This window comes from Paenibacillus larvae subsp. larvae, from assembly GCF_002003265.1.
Taxonomy (GTDB): Bacteria; Bacillota; Bacilli; order Paenibacillales; family NBRC-103111; genus Paenibacillus_H; species Paenibacillus_H larvae.
In genome coordinates, this window is the sequence record NZ_CP019687.1 from 2,956,325 (window position 1) to 2,977,803 (window position 21,479).

General features: G+C 44.3%; 36 protein-coding genes and 1 riboswitch. All 36 genes read right to left on the reverse strand.

The genetic code is table 11. From position 1 onward, the window contains the following. Window positions 1-2: 2 nt before the first annotated feature. Window positions 3-148, reverse strand: a riboswitch (cyclic di-AMP (ydaO/yuaA leader). A 495-nt stretch (window positions 149-643) separates the two neighbouring features. The 36 genes from rpsI to fusA all read right to left on the reverse strand — a co-directional run bounded on the left by rpsI (window position 644) and on the right by fusA (window position 21,451). Continuing rightward, window positions 644-1,036, reverse strand: a complete 393-nt coding sequence (gene rpsI / locus BXP28_RS15325; protein WP_023482142.1) for a 30S ribosomal protein S9 — start codon at window positions 1,034-1,036, stop codon at window positions 644-646. Between the two features lie 20 nt (window positions 1,037-1,056). Further along, window positions 1,057-1,494 carry a 50S ribosomal protein L13 gene (rplM, locus tag BXP28_RS15330; protein ID WP_036655477.1) on the reverse strand — a complete coding sequence of 146 codons (438 nt, stop codon included), beginning with the start codon at window positions 1,492-1,494 and terminating at the stop codon, window positions 1,057-1,059. A 162-nt stretch (window positions 1,495-1,656) separates the two neighbouring features. Continuing rightward, window positions 1,657-2,415: a tRNA pseudouridine(38-40) synthase TruA gene (gene truA / locus BXP28_RS15335; protein WP_023482144.1), complete on the reverse strand. Its 759-nt coding sequence runs from the start codon at window positions 2,413-2,415 to the stop codon at window positions 1,657-1,659. Between the two features lie 115 nt (window positions 2,416-2,530). Then, entirely contained in the window at window positions 2,531-2,896 is a 366-nt protein-coding gene (gene rplQ / locus BXP28_RS15340) for a 50S ribosomal protein L17 (RefSeq protein ID WP_023482145.1), read from the reverse strand. Between the two features lie 28 nt (window positions 2,897-2,924). Then, window positions 2,925-3,869: a DNA-directed RNA polymerase subunit alpha gene (locus BXP28_RS15345; protein ID WP_023482146.1), complete on the reverse strand. Its 945-nt coding sequence runs from the start codon at window positions 3,867-3,869 to the stop codon at window positions 2,925-2,927. A gap of 124 nt (window positions 3,870-3,993) precedes the next feature. Then, window positions 3,994-4,389, reverse strand: a complete 396-nt coding sequence (gene rpsK, locus BXP28_RS15350; protein ID WP_023482147.1) for a 30S ribosomal protein S11 — start codon at window positions 4,387-4,389, stop codon at window positions 3,994-3,996. 19 nt (window positions 4,390-4,408) lie between these two features. Continuing rightward, complete coding sequence (gene rpsM / locus BXP28_RS15355) at window positions 4,409-4,777, reverse strand: 30S ribosomal protein S13 (RefSeq protein ID WP_023482148.1); 369 nt, start codon at window positions 4,775-4,777, stop codon at window positions 4,409-4,411. Between the two features lie 23 nt (window positions 4,778-4,800). Then, on the reverse strand, window positions 4,801-4,914 hold the full coding sequence (gene rpmJ, locus BXP28_RS15360; protein ID WP_003333770.1) for a 50S ribosomal protein L36: 114 nt from the start codon (window positions 4,912-4,914) through the stop codon (window positions 4,801-4,803). A gap of 136 nt (window positions 4,915-5,050) precedes the next feature. Beyond that, a complete protein-coding gene (gene infA, locus BXP28_RS15365; protein ID WP_009676800.1) occupies window positions 5,051-5,269 on the reverse strand; it encodes a translation initiation factor IF-1 in 219 nt (72 codons plus the stop codon). A gap of 2 nt (window positions 5,270-5,271) precedes the next feature. Next, window positions 5,272-5,580 (reverse strand): KOW domain-containing RNA-binding protein, encoded by a 309-nt coding sequence (locus BXP28_RS15370; protein WP_024095372.1) that lies wholly within the window; start codon window positions 5,578-5,580, stop codon window positions 5,272-5,274. Between the two features lie 10 nt (window positions 5,581-5,590). Further along, entirely contained in the window at window positions 5,591-6,343 is a 753-nt protein-coding gene (map, locus tag BXP28_RS15375; protein ID WP_023482150.1) for a type I methionyl aminopeptidase, read from the reverse strand. Then, on the reverse strand, window positions 6,340-6,993 hold the full coding sequence (locus BXP28_RS15380; RefSeq protein ID WP_024095374.1) for an adenylate kinase: 654 nt from the start codon (window positions 6,991-6,993) through the stop codon (window positions 6,340-6,342). The genes map and BXP28_RS15380 overlap by 4 nt, the downstream gene beginning before the upstream one ends. Before the next feature lie 92 nt (window positions 6,994-7,085). After that, a complete protein-coding gene (gene secY / locus BXP28_RS15385) occupies window positions 7,086-8,393 on the reverse strand; it encodes a preprotein translocase subunit SecY (protein ID WP_023482152.1) in 1,308 nt (435 codons plus the stop codon). Beyond that, window positions 8,393-8,833, reverse strand: a complete 441-nt coding sequence (rplO, locus tag BXP28_RS15390; RefSeq protein ID WP_024095376.1) for a 50S ribosomal protein L15 — start codon at window positions 8,831-8,833, stop codon at window positions 8,393-8,395. Before rplO ends, secY begins: the two co-directional genes overlap by 1 nt. Window positions 8,834-8,866: 33 nt before the next feature. Beyond that, window positions 8,867-9,055, reverse strand: coding sequence for a 50S ribosomal protein L30 (rpmD, locus tag BXP28_RS15395; protein WP_023482154.1), 189 nt, complete (start codon window positions 9,053-9,055; stop codon window positions 8,867-8,869). Window positions 9,056-9,066: 11 nt separating this feature from the next. After that, window positions 9,067-9,564, reverse strand: a complete 498-nt coding sequence (gene rpsE / locus BXP28_RS15400) for a 30S ribosomal protein S5 (protein WP_023482155.1) — start codon at window positions 9,562-9,564, stop codon at window positions 9,067-9,069. A gap of 26 nt (window positions 9,565-9,590) precedes the next feature. Further along, window positions 9,591-9,959: a 50S ribosomal protein L18 gene (gene rplR / locus BXP28_RS15405; protein ID WP_024095377.1), complete on the reverse strand. Its 369-nt coding sequence runs from the start codon at window positions 9,957-9,959 to the stop codon at window positions 9,591-9,593. A 53-nt stretch (window positions 9,960-10,012) separates the two neighbouring features. Beyond that, window positions 10,013-10,555 carry a 50S ribosomal protein L6 gene (gene rplF, locus BXP28_RS15410; protein ID WP_023482157.1) on the reverse strand — a complete coding sequence of 181 codons (543 nt, stop codon included), beginning with the start codon at window positions 10,553-10,555 and terminating at the stop codon, window positions 10,013-10,015. A 31-nt stretch (window positions 10,556-10,586) separates the two neighbouring features. Further along, on the reverse strand, window positions 10,587-10,985 hold the full coding sequence (gene rpsH / locus BXP28_RS15415; protein WP_024095378.1) for a 30S ribosomal protein S8: 399 nt from the start codon (window positions 10,983-10,985) through the stop codon (window positions 10,587-10,589). Window positions 10,986-11,017: 32 nt separating this feature from the next. Then, window positions 11,018-11,203, reverse strand: a complete 186-nt coding sequence (locus BXP28_RS15420) for a type Z 30S ribosomal protein S14 (RefSeq protein WP_024095379.1) — start codon at window positions 11,201-11,203, stop codon at window positions 11,018-11,020. A 59-nt stretch (window positions 11,204-11,262) separates the two neighbouring features. Beyond that, entirely contained in the window at window positions 11,263-11,805 is a 543-nt protein-coding gene (rplE, locus tag BXP28_RS15425; RefSeq protein ID WP_036655489.1) for a 50S ribosomal protein L5, read from the reverse strand. Window positions 11,806-11,836: 31 nt separating this feature from the next. Continuing rightward, window positions 11,837-12,190, reverse strand: coding sequence for a 50S ribosomal protein L24 (rplX, locus tag BXP28_RS15430; RefSeq protein ID WP_023482160.1), 354 nt, complete (start codon window positions 12,188-12,190; stop codon window positions 11,837-11,839). Between the two features lie 74 nt (window positions 12,191-12,264). Further along, on the reverse strand, window positions 12,265-12,633 hold the full coding sequence (gene rplN, locus BXP28_RS15435; RefSeq protein WP_023482161.1) for a 50S ribosomal protein L14: 369 nt from the start codon (window positions 12,631-12,633) through the stop codon (window positions 12,265-12,267). Window positions 12,634-12,663: 30 nt separating this feature from the next. Beyond that, window positions 12,664-12,927, reverse strand: coding sequence for a 30S ribosomal protein S17 (rpsQ, locus tag BXP28_RS15440; protein WP_023482162.1), 264 nt, complete (start codon window positions 12,925-12,927; stop codon window positions 12,664-12,666). A gap of 26 nt (window positions 12,928-12,953) precedes the next feature. Next, the gene (gene rpmC, locus BXP28_RS15445) at window positions 12,954-13,151 is read right to left on the reverse strand and encodes a 50S ribosomal protein L29 (protein ID WP_024095382.1); all 198 of its coding nucleotides are present in this window, start codon (window positions 13,149-13,151) and stop codon (window positions 12,954-12,956) included. Beyond that, a complete protein-coding gene (gene rplP, locus BXP28_RS15450; RefSeq protein ID WP_023482163.1) occupies window positions 13,141-13,575 on the reverse strand; it encodes a 50S ribosomal protein L16 in 435 nt (144 codons plus the stop codon). Before rplP ends, rpmC begins: the two co-directional genes overlap by 11 nt. Before the next feature lie 2 nt (window positions 13,576-13,577). Next, window positions 13,578-14,240: a 30S ribosomal protein S3 gene (gene rpsC / locus BXP28_RS15455; RefSeq protein ID WP_023482164.1), complete on the reverse strand. Its 663-nt coding sequence runs from the start codon at window positions 14,238-14,240 to the stop codon at window positions 13,578-13,580. A gap of 13 nt (window positions 14,241-14,253) precedes the next feature. Continuing rightward, on the reverse strand, window positions 14,254-14,586 hold the full coding sequence (gene rplV / locus BXP28_RS15460) for a 50S ribosomal protein L22 (RefSeq protein WP_023482165.1): 333 nt from the start codon (window positions 14,584-14,586) through the stop codon (window positions 14,254-14,256). Between the two features lie 32 nt (window positions 14,587-14,618). Further along, a complete protein-coding gene (gene rpsS, locus BXP28_RS15465; RefSeq protein ID WP_023482166.1) occupies window positions 14,619-14,894 on the reverse strand; it encodes a 30S ribosomal protein S19 in 276 nt (91 codons plus the stop codon). A 48-nt stretch (window positions 14,895-14,942) separates the two neighbouring features. Next, a complete protein-coding gene (gene rplB, locus BXP28_RS15470; RefSeq protein WP_023482167.1) occupies window positions 14,943-15,773 on the reverse strand; it encodes a 50S ribosomal protein L2 in 831 nt (276 codons plus the stop codon). A gap of 28 nt (window positions 15,774-15,801) precedes the next feature. Then, entirely contained in the window at window positions 15,802-16,092 is a 291-nt protein-coding gene (gene rplW / locus BXP28_RS15475) for a 50S ribosomal protein L23 (RefSeq protein WP_023482168.1), read from the reverse strand. Further along, window positions 16,089-16,715 (reverse strand): 50S ribosomal protein L4, encoded by a 627-nt coding sequence (gene rplD, locus BXP28_RS15480; RefSeq protein ID WP_023482169.1) that lies wholly within the window; start codon window positions 16,713-16,715, stop codon window positions 16,089-16,091. Before rplD ends, rplW begins: the two co-directional genes overlap by 4 nt. 16 nt (window positions 16,716-16,731) lie before the next feature. Further along, window positions 16,732-17,358, reverse strand: a complete 627-nt coding sequence (gene rplC, locus BXP28_RS15485; RefSeq protein WP_023482170.1) for a 50S ribosomal protein L3 — start codon at window positions 17,356-17,358, stop codon at window positions 16,732-16,734. Between the two features lie 44 nt (window positions 17,359-17,402). Next, window positions 17,403-17,711 (reverse strand): 30S ribosomal protein S10, encoded by a 309-nt coding sequence (rpsJ, locus tag BXP28_RS15490; protein WP_023482171.1) that lies wholly within the window; start codon window positions 17,709-17,711, stop codon window positions 17,403-17,405. Window positions 17,712-18,148: 437 nt separating this feature from the next. Then, window positions 18,149-19,339 (reverse strand): elongation factor Tu, encoded by a 1,191-nt coding sequence (gene tuf / locus BXP28_RS15495; protein ID WP_024095387.1) that lies wholly within the window; start codon window positions 19,337-19,339, stop codon window positions 18,149-18,151. A 36-nt stretch (window positions 19,340-19,375) separates the two neighbouring features. Further along, window positions 19,376-21,451 carry an elongation factor G gene (gene fusA, locus BXP28_RS15500; protein ID WP_023482173.1) on the reverse strand — a complete coding sequence of 692 codons (2,076 nt, stop codon included), beginning with the start codon at window positions 21,449-21,451 and terminating at the stop codon, window positions 19,376-19,378. Window positions 21,452-21,479 lie beyond the last annotated feature (28 nt).

Consider the following 21,479-nt stretch of genomic DNA (forward strand, 5'->3'; position numbering starts at 1 on the left):
AATTACCTCCTGTACGTAGCCTCCGGGGTTAGTTGACGGGTTCGGGAAGAGGAATTCCCTAATGCACAAATGTCGCAAATTCACCCCAAGTATATCGTCCCCGTACCTGTTTCCGATGTAGAAAAGCAGGATTCGGCTATTATTAAAATACAAAAAAGTTCCCTTGTCTTTGAGAAGATTAGCATAATTAGTTGGGGTCTTGCAACTTTTCAGCCATTTAAAATTTTTTTCAGTCATCAAAAATCCATCATATTCCTCAATTTTTAAAAAAATTTTAAATATTTATATTGAGTAAATCATAAAACAGATACTATCTCGTTATCTATCTTCTGAGTTTATCGTAAGACTAGTCCATCAAATTGATATTCCTTTGAGATATACCATTTCTTTATTCAATGAAGAAAAGCAGATTGGTACATAAAGACTTAACAGTACTGCCTGGTGAAGATTGGAAATTTATGGTGTAAAATTTTCTTTGCCTTGATCAGGATATTATACCTAAAACAAACCTCATCTCAATTAAAGAAATTCCTTCAACTGAGAAAATAGGGTAAAAATATGGTCACGGATAATCCTCTGCAGAAAAAATAAAACCCTTGGCCAAAGTAGACCAAGGGCAATAATTGTTGATACAGGAATGATCTTAACGCTTAGAGAATTGTGGTGCGCGACGAGCAGCTTTAAGACCGTATTTTTTACGTTCTTTCATACGAGGGTCACGAGTCAGGAAGCCTGCACGCTTCAGAGAACCGCGGCTTTCCGGATCTGCCTTCAAAAGTGCACGGGAAATCCCATGACGGATGGCTCCCGCTTGTCCGCTCATACCGCCGCCATGGGCCAGTACGATAACGTCATATTTATTCAATGTTTCAGTCAAAGCCAGAGGCTGTTTTACAATCAGCTTCAGCGTTTCATGGCCGAAGTAATCGTTAAGATCACGTTTATTGATAATGATACGTCCTTCACCCGGTACAAGGCGTACACGCGCTACCGAATGTTTACGACGACCGGTTCCATAGTATTGAACTTGTGCCACGAGTCAGTCCTCCCTTTCTATTAACCGCGAAGTTCCCAAACTTCTGGTTTTTGTGCTTGATGCGGATGCTCCGAACCTGCGTAAACTTTCAGCTTGGTTTTCATTGAGTTACCAAGACGGTTCTTTGGCAACATACCGTGGATAGCCAGTTCCAACATGCGCTCAGGTTTATTTTTCAGCATTTCTTGGGCTGTAGTTACTTTCAAACCACCTGGATGCATGGAATGGCGGTAATATTTTTTATCTGTCAGTTTTTTACCTGTCAGATGAATTTTTTCGGCATTAATGATGATTACGAAATCTCCAGTATCCACATGTGGTGTGAATTGAGTCTTGTGTTTACCGCGGATAATGCTAGCCGCTTCACTTGCCAGACGTCCCAGAGTTTTATTAGTAGCATCAATAATGTACCATTTGCGCTCAACTTCATTCGGTTTAGCCATATATGTGGTACGCATGCTTTATCCTCCTAAACAAATATATCTCATATTCAATCATATTCATGTTCAAAATCATGTATGTGGTTATTTGCATGATCCGGGGCTGTGGGATAGCCGACCATGAAATACCAAATAATATTCTACATGATTGAACTTAGAATAGCAAGCCTATTTTTGGCTTCATTCATACTCAACTTTCCAAAGAGTTAACCCTTTGGCCATTGCTGTCGGCCCTGCTTTTCTCCGGTCCTTGGCAGCCAGAATCACCGGTATTTCCGAGCTCTTCTCTTTCCCTTCTCCAACCTGCAAAATGGTGCCAACGATAATCCGAACCATGTTATACAGAAATCCGCTACCGGTCAGATAAATCTGGATAAGTCCCCGGGCGGGATCATCCTGATCCGGTAAATATTCTAACCTGGCTTCGTATATCGTTCTCACACGGTTTTCCATAGTCGTTCTGGTTGTGCAGAAAGATGTGAAATCATGAGTTCCTATAAAGCAAGACAGTGCTTCTTTCATGGCTTCAATATTTAGAGGAGTTGGATAATGCACTTCAAAGGCCCGGTGAAATACATCCGGGAACCGAGAGGTACGGATTTCATAACAATAGGTTTTCCGTTTAGCGGATTTTCTCGAGTGGAAAGTAAGCGACACTTCCTCAGCTTCATACACAACGATATCCCGGGGCAGCCTGGAATTAAGAGCAAGACACCATCTGTCTACAGGGATTCTGGAGGAAGTCAAAAAGTTTACAACTTGCCCCCGTGCATGGACACCTGCATCCGTCCGCCCGGAAGAAGTTATTTTGACTTTTTCTCCAGTTAACATGTGTATGGCTTCCTCCAACTGATCTTGGACCGTATTGCCGTCAGGCTGTGTTTGGAATCCCGAATAGGACGTTCCGTCATAACTGAGGGTAAAACGCAGGTTTCTCAAATCTTACGCCTCCGTAGAGATGCTCTTCACGCTCACAATAGGTTTCGGATACCAGAGTGCAAAAAAAGGGCTTCAGCAGAATCCTAGGATTCTGTCCACCCTTTCCCATCCGTTATTATGCCCGATCTACAAGTTCCAGGTATACCATAGGAGCTGCATCACCGCGACGAGGACCCAGTTTCAGGATACGGGTGTACCCGCCTGGACGCTCGGAATAACGAAATGCAATCTCAGCAAACAGCTTTTGAATTGCATCTTGTTCTCCGTTAGCATCTTCGCGGCGAACGAAAGCGGCCACTTGGCGGCGTGCATGAAGATCATTACGCTTAGCCAGAGTAATCAGCTTTTCTGCGATAGAACGAACTTCTTTCGCTTTCGCTTCAGTCGTTTGAATGCGCTCATGAATAAACAGGTCCGTTACCAGGTCACGAAAAAGTGCTTTACGAGCGCTGGAATCACGGCCTAGCTTTTGATATGCCATGTTCTGTAACCTCCTTCTCTAGGTCGTATTATTCCTCAGTACGAAGGCCAAGCCCAAGCTCTTCGAGCTTTTCTTGTACTTCTTCAAGAGATTTGCGTCCTAGATTGCGTACTTTCATCATATCTTCTTCGGTCTTCGTAATCAGCTCTTGCACGGTATTAATACCAGCGCGCTTGAGACAGTTATACGAACGAACAGAAAGATCCAATTCCTCGATAGTCATCTCCAGAACTTTTTCTTTCTTGTCTTCTTCTTTTTCTACCATAATCTCAGCGTCTTTAGCCTCATCAGTAAGGCCTACAAACAGCATGAGATGCTCCGTCAAAATCTTTGCGCCAAGGCTCACAGCCTCTTCAGGGCGAATGCTGCCATCTGTCCATACTTCAAGCGTTAGCTTGTCATAGTTGGTCACTTGGCCGACACGAGTGTTTTCCACGCTGTAGTTGACACGGGTGATAGGAGTGTAGATGGAATCAACCGGAATAACACCGATCGGTTGATCTTCCGATTTGTTTTTATCAGCTTGGACATAACCGCGCCCTCTTCCTGCATGAATGCGCATATGCAAACGTGCGTCAGAAGATAACGTAGCAATATGAAGATCCGGGTTTAGGATTTCCACGTCGCTATCCGCGCGAATATCTCCGGCTACGACTCTACCTTCTCCTTCAACATCAATTTCCAGTATCTTTTCCTCGTCGGAATGAATCTTCAGGGATAATCCTTTCAGGTTCAGGATAATCTCCGTCACGTCTTCGATAACCCCAGGGATGGTCGAAAACTCATGAAGAACCCCGTCAATTTGTACAGAAGTTACTGCTGCACCCGGCAGTGACGAAAGTAAGATACGACGTAGTGAGTTGCCTAAAGTTGTCCCATATCCACGCTCAAGAGGTTCGACTACAAATTTGCCGTACGAACCATCCTCATTGACAGATACGGTTTCTATTTTTGGTTTTTCGATTTCGATCATGAAATGAACCCTCCTTCAAAACGTCGTTTCCCCGGACTTTTTAGTCATAAACCATGTAGTATGCCTATCCTTCAACATCATTATTCACATGTTAGGAATATTTATACCACAACCCGCTGCAAAATTATACGCGACGACGTTTTGGAGGGCGGCAGCCGTTATGCGGAATTGGAGTTACGTCTTTAATCAGGTTAACTTCAAGACCAGCTGCTTGCAGGGAACGGATCGCTGCTTCACGACCGGCTCCTGGACCTTTAACCATAACTTCAACTACTTTCATCCCATGCTCCATCGCTGCTTTAGCTGCTGTTTCAGCTGCCATTTGAGCCGCGAACGGAGTGCTTTTACGGGAACCTTTGAAACCAAGATTACCGGAACTTGCCCAAGAAATCGCGTTACCATGAGGATCCGTAATGGTTACGATGGTATTGTTAAAAGTTGAACGGATATGCGCTACTCCGGATTCAATATTTTTACGGTCACGACGTTTAGTACGAACCACTTTTTTAGCTTTTGCCATTTATCTCTTACCCCCTTTATTATTTTTTCTTGTTAGCTACGGTACGACGAGGACCTTTGCGAGTACGGGCATTTGTTTTCGTTCGTTGTCCACGGACCGGCAGTCCACGGCGATGACGAATACCACGGTAGCATCCGATTTCCACAAGGCGCTTAATGTTCAAAGCGATCTCACGACGAAGATCCCCTTCTACCTTCAACTGCTTGTCGATTACGTCACGAATCTTGCTGATTTCATCTTCAGTCAGATCGCGTACGCGAGTATCCGGATTTACGCCTGTTTCATTAATGATTTTTTGAGCGGTTGTTTTACCGATCCCAAAAATGTAAGTCAACGCGATGATAACGCGCTTGTCACGAGGTAAGTCTACACCTGCTATACGTGCCATGTACTACATGCACCTCCCTTTGATTAACCTTGTTTTTGCTTGTGTTTAGGATTTTCACAAATAACCATTACATTGCCTTTGCGGCGAATGACTTTGCATTTTTCACAAATTGGCTTGACCGACGGTCTTACCTTCATTTTGATTACCTCCTAGAAGTTTCTATATCAGAAACTATTGTCGAAAGCCTGCGTGTTTTTCATTAAAGAAAAACCACTTTCCAAAAACCTGTGCATCTGTAACGACAATTGGAGTTCCCTTGAGGTATACTCCGCTTTATTTAAATCGATAGGTTATACGGCCTCTTGTTAAGTCATAAGGGGATAGTTCCACGGTAACTTTATCACCGGGCAGGATCCGGATAAAGTGCATTCTGATTTTACCAGAAACGTGGGCTAAAATCTTATGACCATTTTCCAGTTCAACTTTGAACATGGCGTTTGGAAGAGGTTCAATCACTGTACCTTCTACTTCAATTACATCTTCTTTGGCCACAGTCATTCTCCTTTCTCATCGGCTTCAGATGGCTGACTTTCCATAAACTTGGCAAGCGCGTACCTTAATTTTCCGTTCGTCACGCGGTTGCTTTCCTCTAAGCTCCTTACAACCTCGCCACTAATTGTATCCTGCAATTCAAGATGTTGAATGTTTTTCTTCTTCGGCTGGTCGAATTTCCGTTTGTCCCCATCTGCTATCAAGACAAATTTCTCATCCACCAAACCGATCACCACAGCATACTTTCCGGCATCTCTTCCACGAAGAACCTTTACGATTTGCCCCTTCCCAGGGCTACGTTCTTTGTCCACTCGCTTTCACCTACGCCTTTGATTTAGTCAGGATTTCGTAACCGTCATCCGTAACCGCAATCGTATGTTCAAAGTGAGCACACAAGGAACCGTCCACTGTTACAACAGTCCAGTTATCCTTAAGTGTTCTGACATGTCTTTTGCCTGCAATCACCATAGGCTCAATGGCTAATGTCATGCCGGGCTTTAAGGCAGGACCTCTGTTTGGGATACCGTAATTCGGGATTTGAGGTTCTTCATGCATGCGGGTTCCAATCCCATGGCCCACATATTCGCGCACCACTGACATTTTAGCATCTTCAATGCATTTTTGGATAGCGTGAGAGACTGTATAAAGACGCGCATCCGGTTTTGCTTCCGCAAGTCCCGCAAACAAAGATAATTCGGTAACCTCCAAGAGTCTCTTTGCTTCCTCGGATATCTGCCCAACCCCGTAGGTCCAAGCAGAGTCACCATGATACCCTTGAAACTCGGCACCGATATCGATGCTGATGATGTCGCCCTCGAGCAGCTTTCTTTCGCCAGGAATGCCATGCACTAACTCATCATTGACTGAAGCACAAATGCTGCCAGGAAAACCATTGTAACCTTTAAAAGATGGAATTGCCCCTTGACTGCGTATAAAGTCTTCTGCTATCTGATCCAGTTCCTTGGTTGTAATATTCGGACAAATCGCTTCTGCCAATAAACGGTGAGTGTCCGCAACAATACGTCCAGCTTCCCGCATCAGCTTAAGTTCAACTTCGGACTTACAACGGATCATTCAGTCTGACCTCGCAATATAGAGCTAATTTCAGAAGTAACCGCGGTTATATCCTGTTCACCGTTAACCTCTCGCAGAATTCCTTTTTGACGGTAATAATCCAGCAGCGGAGCCGTTTTATTTGTGTACTCATCTAAACGAGTACCGACTTTTTCTTCCGTATCATCTGATCTTTGATACAATTCACCACCGCATTTATCACAAATACCTTCATGCTTAGGAGGATTGAACAACACATGGTACGTAGCACCACAGGATTTGCAAATTCTGCGACCTGTTAATCTAGCTAGTAGCAATTCGCGATCAACAGTCAAATTCATGACGTGGTCAATCTGTCTGGATTGAGACTTTAACATCTCATCGAGTGCATCCGCCTGTGCAATGGTTCTTGGATATCCGTCCAAAAGAAAACCTTTGGCACAATCCGGCTGCTCCAATCTTTCTTTAACGATTCCGTTTGTGATTTCGTCAGGAACCAGAAGTCCCTTATCCACATAGCCCTTAGCTTTAATGCCCAGTGGCGTGCCTTGGCTCATGGCTAAACGAAAAGCATCACCTGTTGAGATATGAGGAATTTGAAAATCACTTACAATTTTTTCCGCCTGTGTACCTTTGCCTGCACCAGGAGGACCCATAAAAATAATATTCAATTCGTTCCCCTCCTCAGGTTGCGCTTGGCAATACGAAAAGCACAATAGGTGCCGATGCCGCATGCTAAGCTGCCAACACCAGTACCTATTTGCTATTTATTAATAAAGCCTTTGTAATGGCGCTTCATCAATTGGCTTTCAATCTGCTTCATGGTCTCCAATCCCACACCCACCAGAATCAGAAGGGAAGTACCGCCGATCCGAATCGAGCTATCAAGGCCGGCAGCTGCACCCAGGATCATCGGCAGGATAGAGATGAGTGCCAGAAAAATTGCTCCCGAAAGGGTAATTCTGGACATCACCTTGGTCAAATAACCGGATGTCGGTTTACCCGGGCGAACGCCTGGTATATATCCGCCATTCTTTTTCATTTGATCCGCCATTTGAACCGGATTGATCTGTACGAAGGTGTAGAAATAGGTGAATCCAATAATCAGCAGTACGTAAAGTACAATCGCTAGCGGTGAAGAGTTATTTAAGTTCAAGTAAGCATTGATCCAGTTCGTAACCGCACTTCCAGCCCAAAAGTTTGCAATAAGAACCGGGAAGGAAAGCAGAGAGATTGCGAAGATTACCGGGATAACCCCTGCTGCATTCACTTTCAAAGGAATGTGAGTGCTTTGGCCACCGTACATCTTACGGCCTACTACGCGCTTTGCGTATTGAACCGGGATCTTCCGAACCCCTTGTTGTACAAAAATAACACCGACAATGATGGCGATAACCACCACTACCAACAATACCACTTTCACGATGTTCAAGAAAAGAGCTCCATCCGCCTTTATAAACTCTCCAATGAAAAGTTTACGAATGCCACCAGGAATTCCCGCGACGATACCCGAGAAAATGATGATCGATATCCCGTTTCCGATGCCATTCTCGGTGATTTGTTCCCCTAACCACATTAAGAATGCTGTTCCAGCAGTAATTACAATCGCAATCATCGCATAAGTAGTGAAACTCGGGTCTTTAACAAGACCATTAAACATCCTGTTAAAACCAATTGCCAGCCCGAAAGCTTGAATAAGCCCCAATATGATTGTACCATATCGGGTTACCTGTGTAATTTTTTTACGCCCTACTTCCCCTTCTTTCGACCATTGGGTGAACTTGGGGACAACATCCATAGAGAGGAGTTGTACGATAATCGATGCTGTAATGTACGGTACAATTCCCATCGCAAAGATGGAGAATTGGAACAGTGCTCCACCGGAGAAGGTATTTAACAATCCGAACACATCGGCCTGCGTTGCCTGATCCTGCACTTTGAGAAGCTCAGTGTTAATATTAGGTACCGGGATAAACGAACCTAATCTATAGATGATCAACACAAGAAGCGTGAAAATAATTCTCTTGCGCAAATCTTCTACCTTAAAGATATTGGATAGGGTGCGAAACATTAAATCACCTCGGATTGACCGCCGGCAGCCTGGATCTTATCTACCGCAGATTGAGAGAACTTATTCGCTTTAACTGTTAGCTTTACAGTCAACTCTCCGTTGCCTAAGATCTTGATGCCATCTTTAGGAGCATTTACGATACCGTACTCCATCAGAACTTCAGGAGTAACTTCCGTACCTGCTGCGAACTTGTTGAGTTCCTCCACATTCACTACTGCATATTCTTTCCGTGTCGGGTTGTTGAAACCACGTTTTGGCAATCGACGATACAGTGGGTTTTGTCCACCCTCAAAACCAGGACGAACACCTCCACCGGAACGTGCATTTTGACCTTTGTGTCCACGACCAGCAGTTTTACCTAAACCACTTCCGATACCTCTACCAACACGCTTACGAGTGTGACGGGCACCAGTGGCAGGACTTAGTTCATGTAACTTCATCGTTGCACCTCCTTAGAACTTTGATTTAAAGCATTACGCCTCGATTTCTTTAACTTCAACCAGATGGCTTACTTGATTCACCATACCACGGATAGCAGGTGTATCTTTTTGTACAACAGTATGGTTCACTTTGCGCAGTCCTAATGTACGAATAGTCGTACGTTGTGACTCAGGGCGTCCGATCAGACTGCGTTTCAGGGTAATCTGTAATTGTTTAGCCATGTTTACCCCTCCTAACCTAATAACTCTTCTACGGTTTTTCCGCGAAGCTTAGCTACTTCTTCCGCTCTCTTCAGGCGCTGAAGACCTTCCAGAGTAGCATTCACCATGTTCATGGAGTTGGAAGAACCTAGCGATTTAGTCAGAATGTCACCAATTCCAGCAAGCTCAAGAACCGCACGAACCGGTCCGCCTGCGATTACCCCAGTACCTTCGGATGCCGGCTTCAACAGTACGCGGCCTGCACCGAAACGTCCTGTTACTTGGTGTGGAATGGTTGTACCTACGATAGGAATGTGGATCAGGTTTTTCTTGGCATCTTCGATACCTTTGCGAATGGCATCTGGGACTTCGGATGCTTTACCGATACCAGCGCCAACCCAGCCGTTGCCGTCGCCAACAACGACAAGAGCACTAAAGCTGAAACGGCGTCCGCCTTTTACTACTTTAGCTACGCGGTTAATATTAACAACTTTTTCAGTTAGCTCTAAAGTGTTAGGATCTACACGCAAGTCTTTTACCTCCTTGTAAATAAGTTCTAGAATTCAAGCCCTGCTTCACGGGCTGCATCCGCTAATGCTTGAACACGTCCATGGTATAAGTATCCACCACGGTCAAATACCACGTTAGTCAGGCCATTTTCTTTGGCACGTTTTGCGATCAATTCGCCAACCTTACGTGCTGCTTCTACGTTACCGCCATTTTCAACTTCACCTTTAAGATCTTTATCCAGAGTGGATGCAGATACTAAAGTTACGCCTTTTACATCATCGATGATTTGTGCGTACATATGCTTGGAGGAACGGTATACATTCAGACGAGGGCGCTCAGAAGTCCCTTGAATTTTTTTACGAACACGCAGATGTCTTTTCAGACGAGCTTTGTTCTTATCACCTTTGCTGATCATCGTTCGCACTCCTTTCATCCAAAAATTAAGAAGCGATCAACTGGCTGCCGATCTTATTTCTTCTTACCAGCTTTACCTTCTTTACGGATAATACGTTCGCCCTCGTACTTGATTCCTTTACCTTTGTAAGGCTCAGGAAGACGTACGGAACGGATATTTGCTGCAACCGCACCTACACGCTCTTTGTCGATACCGCGTACAATAACTTTTGTATTGTTAACTACTTCAAATTCAATGCCTTTTTCCGGAGTAATTTCTACCGGATGGGAGTAACCCACGTTCAATACAAGCTTATCTCCAGATTTGTTAGCACGGTAACCTACACCTACCAGTTCCAGCGTCTTAATGAAACCTTCAGTGACACCATTCACCATGTTAGCTATTACAGTTCGGGTAGTACCGTGCAGGGAACGATGAAGTTTATGTTCAGAAGGACGCTCGACGGTAATTTCGTTGTTCTCCACATTCACTTTCATGTCTTTGTGAAGTTCACGGGAAAGTGTACCTTTTGGTCCTTTAACAGTAATCAGGGTATTGTTTAATGTTACATCAACACCAGATGGGATTGCGATTGGTTTGCGGCCAATACGAGACATCTTTGCACCTCCATTCAATTAAGCTAGGGAATTACCAAACGTAGCAGACAACTTCTCCGCCAGCTTTGTTTTGACGAGCTTCTTTATCGGTCATAACGCCTTTGGATGTGGAGATGATTGCAATCCCCAGTCCACCAAGCACGCGCGGGATTTCTTGGCTCTTCGTGTAAACACGGAGTCCTGGTTTACTGATTCTTTTCAGACCAGTAATAACACGCTCGCTGTTTGGTCCGTATTTCAGGAACAGACGAATAATCCCTTGCTTGTTATCCTCGATATATTCAGCGTCACGAATGAATCCTTCTTTTTTAAGGATTTCAGCGATCTCTCTCTTCACCTTGGAAGCCGGGATTTCCACTGTTTCATGACGAACAATGTTTGCATTACGAATGCGAGTAAGCATATCTGCAATTGGATCTGACATTACCATATGTGTAAACCTCCTTCCCGAAAATAGGATGATTACCAGCTTGCCTTACGAACACCTGGAATCTGACCTTTGTATGCTAATTCACGGAAACAAATTCTGCAAATTTTAAACTTACGAAGTACGGAGTGGGGACGACCGCAGCGTTCGCAACGAGTGCAGGCCCGCACTTTATACTTAGGGGGACGTTGTTGCTTCACTTTCATCGAAGTTTTTGCCACTTAATTTTACACCTCCGCTATAGGAGCTTTCCTTAGAAAGTCCCTCCAGTTATTTAAACTTATTTTACAAACGGCATTCCGAGTTCAGATAGCAATTCACGAGCTTCTTCATCAGTTTTTGCAGTAGTTACGATAACCACGTCCATACCGCGTACTTTATCAACCTGATCATACTCAATCTCAGGGAAAATCAGCTGTTCTTTCAGGCCAAGCGTATAGTTACCGCGACCGTCAAAAGCTTTGCTGGATACTCCGCGGAAGTCACGCACACGTGGAAGAGCTACGTTGAATAGCTTGTCAAGGAAGTGATACATACGCTCACCACGCAGGGTTACTTTTACACCAATTGGCATATTTTCACGAAGTTTAAAACCGGCAATGGATTTTTTCGCTCTTGTGATAACCGGCTTTTGACCAGAAATCTTTTGCATATCTTCAACTGCGCTATCAAGTACTTTGGAGTTTGATACAGCTTCACCAACACCCATGTTGATAACTACTTTCTCTACTTTTGGCACTTGCATTACAGTGGTGTAGTTAAATTTTTGCATTAAAGCAGGAGTAATTTCGTTCAGAAAACGATCTTTCATTCTCGCTGTCATTCAGATGGCCTCCTTTCCGCCTTTATTTGAATTAATCGATGACTTCACCAGATTTTTTCGCTACGCGAACTTTCTTGCCGTTGTCCATTACTTTGTATCCTACGCGTGTAGGTTTTCCGCTCTTCGGATCAACAAGCATCACGTTGGAAACGTGGATAGCAGCCTCTTGGTTCAAGATACCGCCTTGAGGATTTTGTTGGGAAGGCTTCGCATGTTTCTTTACCATATTTACGCCTTCAACCAGTACGCGGTTTTGACGAGGATATGCGGCGATTACACGGCCCTTTTTCCCTTTGTCCTTACCTGTGATCACGATGACAGTGTCATCTTTTTTCACATGAAGTTTATGATTATGAGATTCCAGTCTCTTTTTTTGTTTTGGCATATTCCTTTACACCTCCTACAAGCCTCCGCCGAAATAATGACTCACGTTCAGCTTTCTAGCGGGAAACCAATTAATTAGATAACTTCAGGAGCCAGAGAAACGATCTTCATGAAGTCTCTTTCACGAAGTTCACGGGCAACCGGTCCGAAAATACGAGTTCCACGAGGGCTCTTATCGTCTTTCACAATAACCGCTGCGTTCTCATCGAAAGAAATGTAAGAACCGTCTTTACGGCGTGCACCGCTTTTCGTACGTACGATAACCGCAGTTACTACATCACCTTTCTTGACAACGCCCCCTGGTGTTGCTTCTTTCACAGAGCAGATGATCAGATCACCGATGTTAGCAGCACGACGGCCGGTTCCGCCTAATACACGGATACACATGAGCTTCTTTGCACCGGAGTTATCAGCAACTTTCAGCCGAGATAAAGGTTGAATCATCTTAAACCCTCCTTTCGTTCACCTTGTCGATTAAATAATTACCGCTTTTTCTACGATCTCCACAAGTCTGAAACGCTTGTCTTTGGAGAGCGGACGAGTTTCCATGATTTTTACAGTGTCGCCGATTTTAGCGTCATTGTTTTCGTCATGAGCTTTGAATTTTTTCGTATATTTAATCCGTTTGTGGTACAAATCGTGTTTTTTGTAAGTTTCGACAGCAACTACGATGGTTTTATCCATTTTATCACTGACCACTTTACCGATTTGGACTTTACGTTCGTTACGTTCTGCCATGCACGAACCCTCCTCTCTGAATTGTGTTAGCCAATCCCTAACTCTCTTTCACGCAAAACAGTCTTCGCTCGCGCTATTTCTTTGCGCAGTTCACGAATCTTTACTGGGTTATCCAGTTGACCGGTAGCTAGTTGAAAACGGAGGTTAAAGAGTTCTTCTTTAAATCCAGAAATTTTTTGTTCGATCTCAGCAGTGGTTAAGTTGCGAAATTCACTAGCCTTCATTTGCTTCACCACCTACTTCTTCTCTTTTCACAAACTTACATTTTACAGGAAGTTTGTGAGCTGCAAGACGCATCGCTTCGCGTGCGACTTCTTCGCTAACACCGGCAAGCTCAAACATGATTTTGCCCGGTTTAACAACACTAACCCATTTTTCTACGTTACCTTTACCGCTACCCATACGAACTTCAAACGGTTTTTGCGTAATTGGCTTGGATGGGAAGATTTTAATCCATACTTTACCACCACGCTTGATGTAACGAGTCATGGCAATACGAGCAGCCTCAATCTGACGGTTAGTTACCCACGCTGGCTCAAGAGCCTGAAGACCGTATTCACCGAAAGCCACTTCAGTACCGCCTTTTGCGCGGCCTTTCATGCTTCCACGATGCTCTTTACGGTGTTTCACACGTTTTGGCATTAACATGATTAATTTCCTCCTTCCGTAGCAGCCTTTTTCTTAGCAGTCGGAAGTACCTCTCCACGATAGATCCATACTTTAACACCAGTACGGCCATATGTTGTATGAGCTTCTGCAGTACCATAATCAATATCTGCGCGAAGTGTGTGAAGGGGAACTGTTCCTTCGCTATATCCTTCTGAACGGGCGATATCCGCTCCGCCTAGACGTCCGCTTGTTGTAACTTTAATCCCTTTAGCTCCAGCTCTCATGGTTCTTTGGATAGCTTGCTTCATAGCACGACGGAAAGAAACACGACGTTCCAGTTGTTGTGCAATGCTTTCAGCTACAAGAATCGCATCCAGCTCTGGGTTTTTCACTTCAGAGATGTTGATATGAATTTTCTTACCAGTCATTCTGGCAATGTGAGCACGGATTGCTTCAACTTCAGATCCGCCTCTACCAATTACCATTCCTGGTTTAGCTGTGTGAATAGTTACGTTCACACGGTTAGCCGCGCGCTCTATATCAATGTGAGAAACGGCGGAGTCTTTCAGTTTGTTCTTCAAGAACTCACGGATCTTCACATCTTCAATCAGCAATGCGCCGAAATCTTTGTCTGCGTACCACTTGGATTCCCAATCGCGAATAACACCTATTCTAAGGCCCACCGGGCTTACTTTTTGACCCATACTTTATCCCTCCTTATTTCTCAGATACAACCAATGTAATATGACTGGTACGTTTATTAATACGGCTTGCACATCCCATTGCGCGAGGACGGAAGCGTTTCATAGTTGGTCCTTGGTTCACATAAATTTCGCTGATCACCAGTTTGTTAGGATCTAACGAATGATTATGCTCTGCATTAGCAATAGCAGAGTTAAGCAATTTCTCCACGACTGGAGATGCCGCTTTAGGAGTGTGACGAAGAATCGCAATCGCCTCACCCACTGCCTTGCCCCGGATCAAGTCAATAACCAATTGCACTTTACGAGGAGCAATCCGAACATGATTAGCAGCAGCTTTTGCTTGCATAGGTAGTACCTCCTCTCAGAGAAAAATCGCTGTTAGCGTTTCGTTTTCTTATCGTCAACGTGTCCTTTGTAAGTACGAGTAGGCGCAAATTCACCGAGCTTGTGCCCAACCATATCCTCTGTCACATACACAGGAACATGTTTTCTTCCATCATATACAGCAACCGTATGTCCTACGAATTGCGGGAAGATCGTAGAACGGCGAGACCAGGTCTTAATAACAACCTTTTTGTTCGCTTCGTTCATTTCTTCAATTTTTTTCATTAGATGACCATCAACAAATGGCCCTTTCTTCAGGCTGCGTCCCATTGATGCTCCTCCCTTCTCTGATCCTTAAGGTTAAATTCGAAAGCTGTTTTACTTCGTGCGACCACGTACAATGTACTTGTCAGAAGCTTTGCCTTTTTTACGAGTTTTATAACCAAGAGTCGGTTTACCCCATGGAGACATTGGAGACTTACGACCGATCGGAGCACGACCTTCACCACCACCGTGAGGGTGATCGTTAGGGTTCATAACAACCCCGCGAACTTCTGGTCTCTTACCTAACCAGCGGTTACGTCCAGCTTTACCAATCTTAATAAGCTCATGGTCTTTGTTGCCCACAGATCCGATCGTGGCGCGGCAAACTTTCAGCACTTTACGAACTTCACCGGAGGAAAGACGAATAGTTACATATTTGTCTTCTTTACCAAGAAGCTGAGCTTCGGTACCGGCTGCGCGTACCAGTTGCCCACCTTTACCAGGTTTCAGTTCAATGTTGTGGATAACCGAACCGACCGGAATTTTTTCCAGAGGAAGGCAGTTACCTACTTTGATATCCGCATCTGTACCGGATTGGATCATATCTCCGACTTTCAAGCCGTTCGGAGCGATGATGTATCTCTTCTCACCATCCAAGTAGTGAATCAGAGCAATGTTAGCGGAACGGTTAGGATCGTACTCAATTGTAGCAACGCGTCCTGGTATTCCATCTTTGTTCCGTTTGAAGTCAATAATCCGGTATTTACGCTTATGTCCACCACCATGGTGACGAACTGTAATTTTACCTTGGTTGTTACGTCCAGCCGTTTTGCTAAGCGGAGCTAGCAAGGATTTCTCCGGAGTAGACGTGGTGATTTCCTCGAATGTAGAAACCGACATTGCACGTCGAGCCGGGGATGTTGGTTTATACTTTTTAATTGGCACCTAGATTCCCTCCTTACTTTCTAGTTTCTTATACCGATTCAAAGAATTCCAGCTCTTTGCTATCTTCACTAAGTGTTACAAAAGCTTTCTTCCACTCGGAAGTATATCCATTATAACGGCCGTATCGTTTAGGCTTGGCTGGCATTCTCAAAGTGTTTACTTTAGTAACTTTCACTTTAAAAATTTGTTCGATGGCTTGCTTAATTTCCACTTTGTTAGCACGGATATCTACTTCAAATACGTATTTCTTATCTGCCATCATGTCAGCAGTACGTTCAGTGATAACCGGACGCTTGATTATATCGCGTGGGTTTTTCATTGTGCAAGCACCTCCTCTACCTTCTGAACCGCATCTTTCGTAATGATCAATTTGTCATATCCCAATACGTCCAATACGTTGATTCCATCAGCAGCAAGAAACTTCACGCCTGGAATGTTACGGGCAGAGCGAGCTACGTTCTCATCATGCTCAGAAGCTACAACCAGCGCTTTACGTTCAACCTTGAGGTTGGTCAGAATTGCTGCAAATTCTTTTGTTTTTGGTTGAGCCATAGCCAGATCATCCAGAACTACGATCTCATTATCAATCACTTTAGAAGATAAAGCCGATTTGATTGCCAAGCGGCGAACCTTCTTAGGCAGTTTGTAAGCATAGCTGCGAGGCGTAGGTCCGAAAACAGTACCGCCACCTTTCCATTGAGGCGCACGAATACTACCTTGGCGAGCACGTCCCGTTCCCTTTTGTTTCCACGGCTTGCGTCCGCCACCGCGAACTTCAGAGCGGCCCTTGGTTTTGTGTGTACCTTGACGAAGGGATGCTTGTTGCATAACTACGGCTTCATGCAACACGTGTACATGAGGCTCAATTCCGAATACTGCATCAGATAGTTCTACTTCACCTACCTGAGTACCTTGTACGTTATATAAAGCTACTTTTGGCATCAGTCTTCCTCCTTTCTTACTTTTTAACTGCGGATTGCACTTTAACATAGCTGTTTTTCGGTCCAGGGATAGATCCTTTTACCAAAATCACATTACGTTCTGCATCCACTTTAATTACTTGAAGATTTTGTAAAGTCACCGTTTCATGTCCCATATGTCCTGGGAGGTTCTTACCCTTAAATACACGGTTGGCTGCAATGGAACCCATGGAACCAGGACCGCGATGGTAACGGGAACCGTGAGACATAGGTCCTCTTGACTGGTTATGTCTTTTAATTACACCTTGGAATCCTTTACCTTTGGATGTACCGGTTACGTCAACGAATTCTCCCTCAGCAAACAGATCAGCTTTCAGCTCCTGGCCAACTTCATAATCTGATAACTGAACTCCACGGAATTCTTGCACGTAGCGCTTAGGCGTTGTATTAGCTTTCTTGGCATGGCCAATTTCAGGCTTGTTAGCTCTTTTTTCTTTTTTATCTTCAAAACCAACTTGGATGGCTTCATAACCGTCGTTCTCGGAATCTTTCTTTTGAAGAACCACGCAAGGACCGGCTTGAATGACAGTAACCGGTACTACCAGACCTTCCGGAGTAAATACTTGAGTCATCCCAAGTTTTTTACCTAAGATACCTTTAGTCATCGTTGACACCTCTTTTCTTTCTCACTTTTATGCTATATAGTCACTTACAGTTTAATTTCGATGTCTACACCGGACGGCAAGTCAAGGCGCATCAGAGCATCTACAGTTTGTGGTGTAGGGTTCACAATATCGATCAGACGCTTATGAGTGCGCATTTCGAATTGTTCTCTGGAATCCTTGTACTTGTGTACCGCACGAAGAATCGTGATAATTTGCTTCTCAGTCGGAAGCGGAATAGGACCAGACACACCTGCGCCGGATCTTTTTGCTGTTTCCACGATTTTCTCAGCAGATTGATCAATAACTCTATGATCATATGCTTTCAAACGAATACGGATTTTTTGCTTTGCCATATAAGTCCCTCCTTCTATCGCCCAATTTAGTATCGGACATACTCCGTGAAAATCTCCTGAACACCTCTCCCATGGCAAAGGGACCGGGTGTGTCAGCAACCTCTCACATCATCGCAACGTCACAGACCAACGTTCACTATTATATAAAACATTTCTCTATAATGCAAGAAAAACAGCAAACTTTATTCTTTCTGAATCAATTTCATAACTTAGATTTCCATCCGAACTGGTACAAGATATAGATAAATTTGAACTGTATTTATCTATATCTTCTCAATTAAACGCTCACCAGAAGTTTTATGAAATTGATTCTTTCTATTATATAGTAAGAAATAAACCCTGCTGCCGAATCGGCAACAGGGTCTTTCTCGTTACAGTACAATTCGTTCCAATACAAGTTTCATTTATTTGTTTTTTCTATTCTTCTAGAAGAGATATTACTTAATGATGGATGCTACTGCACCGGCACCTACTGTACGTCCGCCTTCACGAATCGCGAAGCGAGTTCCTTCTTCGATAGCGATTGGCGCGATCAGTTCAACAGTAACGGTGATGTTATCACCAGGCATAACCATGTCAGTACCTTCCGGAAGCTGGATTACACCCGTTACGTCCGTAGTACGGAAGTAGAACTGAGGACGGTATCCAGGGAAGAAAGGCTTATGACGGCCACCCTCTTCGCTAGTCAGTACGTATACTTGAGCAGTAAATTGAGTATGTGGGTTAACAGAACCCGGTTTGGCCAATACTTGTCCACGCTCGATTTCTTTGCGGTCTACACCACGAAGAAGGGCACCGATGTTATCACCAGCTTGAGCGGAATCAAGAAGCTTACGGAACATTTCCACACCAGTTACAACGGTTTTCTTAGTTTCTTCAACAAGACCAACGATTTCAACCTCGTCAGATACTTTAACTACACCACGCTCAACACGGCCAGTAGCAACAGTACCACGACCAGTGATGGAGAATACGTCCTCAACTGGCATCAAGAAAGGTTTGTCAGTATCGCGTTCTGGAGTTGGGATATACTCATCGATTTGTTCGAACAGTTCAATGACTTTCTTAGCCCATTCTCCATCAGGGTTCATCAGTGCTTCACGAGCAGATCCACGGATAATTGGAGTGTCATCACCAGGGAATTCATACTCGGAAAGAAGATCGCGAATTTCCATTTCAACCAGTTCAAGAAGTTCTTCGTCTTCAACCATATCGCACTTGTTCATGAATACTACGATGTAAGGTACGCCTACCTGACGGGACAAAAGGATGTGCTCACGAGTTTGTGGCATAGGACCGTCGGCAGCGGAAACTACCAGGATCGCTCCGTCCATTTGCGCAGCACCAGTGATCATGTTTTTAACATAGTCAGCATGGCCTGGGCAGTCAACGTGTGCATAGTGGCGTTTGTCAGTTTCATATTCTACGTGAGATGTGGAAATGGTGATACCACGCTCGCGCTCTTCTGGTGCTTTGTCGATTTGGTCGAATGCAATTGCAGCACCGCCATAAGTTTTGGAAAGCACAGTAGTAATAGCAGCAGTCAGAGTTGTTTTACCATGGTCAACGTGACCAATTGTACCGATGTTAACATGCGGTTTATTACGTTCAAATTTAGCCTTTGCCATTTTAAACATATCCTCCTTAAATGGTTAAAAGTTATTTTATGCGCCTTTGTTCTTTGAGATGATTTCATCTGCAATGGACTTAGGCACTTCTTCATAATGAGAAAGCTCCATGGAGAAAACACCGCGGCCTTGTGTTCTGGAACGCAGCGTTGTGGAGTATCCGAACATTTCGGAAAGAGGTACTTTCGCACGAATGATTTGTGCACCCGCACGGTTATCCATGCCTTCAATACGTCCACGACGGGAGTTAAGGTCACCCATAACGTCTCCCATATACTCTTCAGGAACGGTAACTTCCACTTTCATCATAGGCTCAAGAATAACTGGTTGACATTTGTCTTTTGCAGCTTTCAGCGCCATGGAACCAGCGATTTTGAACGCCATTTCAGAGGAGTCGACATCGTGGTAGGAACCATCAACAACTGTAGCTTTGATATCTACAACTGGGTAACCAGCGAGTACACCGTTTTGCATGGACTCTTCGATACCGGCTTGAATTGGAGCGATATATTCGCGAGGAATAGCTCCACCCACAATTTTGCTTTCAAATTGGAAACCTGTTCCCGGTTCAAGCGGTTCGAACTCAACCCAACAATGGCCGTATTGTCCGCGACCACCGGATTGGCGAACGAATTTACCTTCTACCTTAGCAGAAGCACGGAAAGTTTCACGATAAGCAACCTGCGGTTTACCAACATTGGTATCTACTTTGAATTCACGGCGTAAACGGTCCACAATGATGTCAAGATGAAGCTCACCCATACCTGAAAGAATGGTTTGGCCTGTTTCTTCATTAGTCTTAGCACGAAGAGTAGGGTCTTCTTCTGTCAGTTTGGCCAGAGCAACACCTAATTTATCTTGGTCTGCCTTAGTTTTAGGCTCTACCGCAATGTCAATAACGGGATCAGGGAAGTTCATGGATTCCAGGATAACCGGATTTTTCTCATCACAAAGGGTATCACCTGTACCTGTATCTTTCAAACCAACAGCTGCCGCGATATCTCCGGAGAATACTTCACTGATTTCTTGACGGCTGTTCGCATGCATTTGAAGGATACGACCAATACGTTCACGTTTGCCTTTTGTTGCATTCAAAACATAAGAACCTGATTGAAGAATTCCGGAGTATACACGGAAGAATGTCAGTTTACCGACATAAGGGTCCGTCATAATTTTGAATGCCAGTGCGGCAAACGGTTCATCATCGGAAGATTTGCGAACAGTTTCAGTACCATCTTCAAGTTGACCTTTAATGTCCGGAACGTCTACCGGGGAAGGCAGGTAATCAATAACTGCGTCCAGCATCAGCTGAACCCCTTTGTTACGGTAGGAAGATCCGCAAACTACAGGGAAGATTTTAACTTCACAAACACCTTTACGAAGAGCTTTTTTCAGCTCATCCACAGTGATTTCTTCACCTTCCAGGTATTTCATGGTCAGATCTTCATCCAGTTCAGCGACCTTCTCAATAAGTTCCATGCGGAGTTCTTCAACCTTGTCAGCAAACTCAGCAGGAACATCGATAATTTCCATCTCTTTACCAAGGTCATCTTTATACATGTATGCTTTTTGTTCAATCAAATCGATGATGCCTCTGAAATCATTTTCTGCACCAATCGGAAGTTGAATCGCAACTGCGTTGGCACCAAGCTTCTCATGCATGGATTCAACAACAGCTAGGTAATCCGCACCAATGATGTCCATCTTATTCACGTAAGCAATACGAGGAACACCATATTTGTCAGCTTGTCTCCAAACGGTTTCGGACTGAGGTTCTACCCCTTCTTTAGCGCTAAATACGCCAACCGCTCCGTCTAGTACACGAAGGGAACGTTCAACTTCAACCGTGAAGTCAACGTGACCCGGGGTATCAATGATATTGATCCGGTGATTCTTCCATTGAGCGGTAGTAGCAGCGGAAGTAATGGTAATCCCGCGCTCCTGTTCTTGCTCCATCCAGTCCATCGTTGCAGCACCTTCATGTACCTCACCGATTTTATGAGTACGGCCTGTGTAGAACAAAATACGCTCCGTGGTAGTAGTTTTACCGGCATCAATATGCGCCATGATACCAATATTACGTGTATCTTTTAAGGAGAACTCTCTTTTCATAGTTATGTCTCCTTCCTTTTCTTACGAA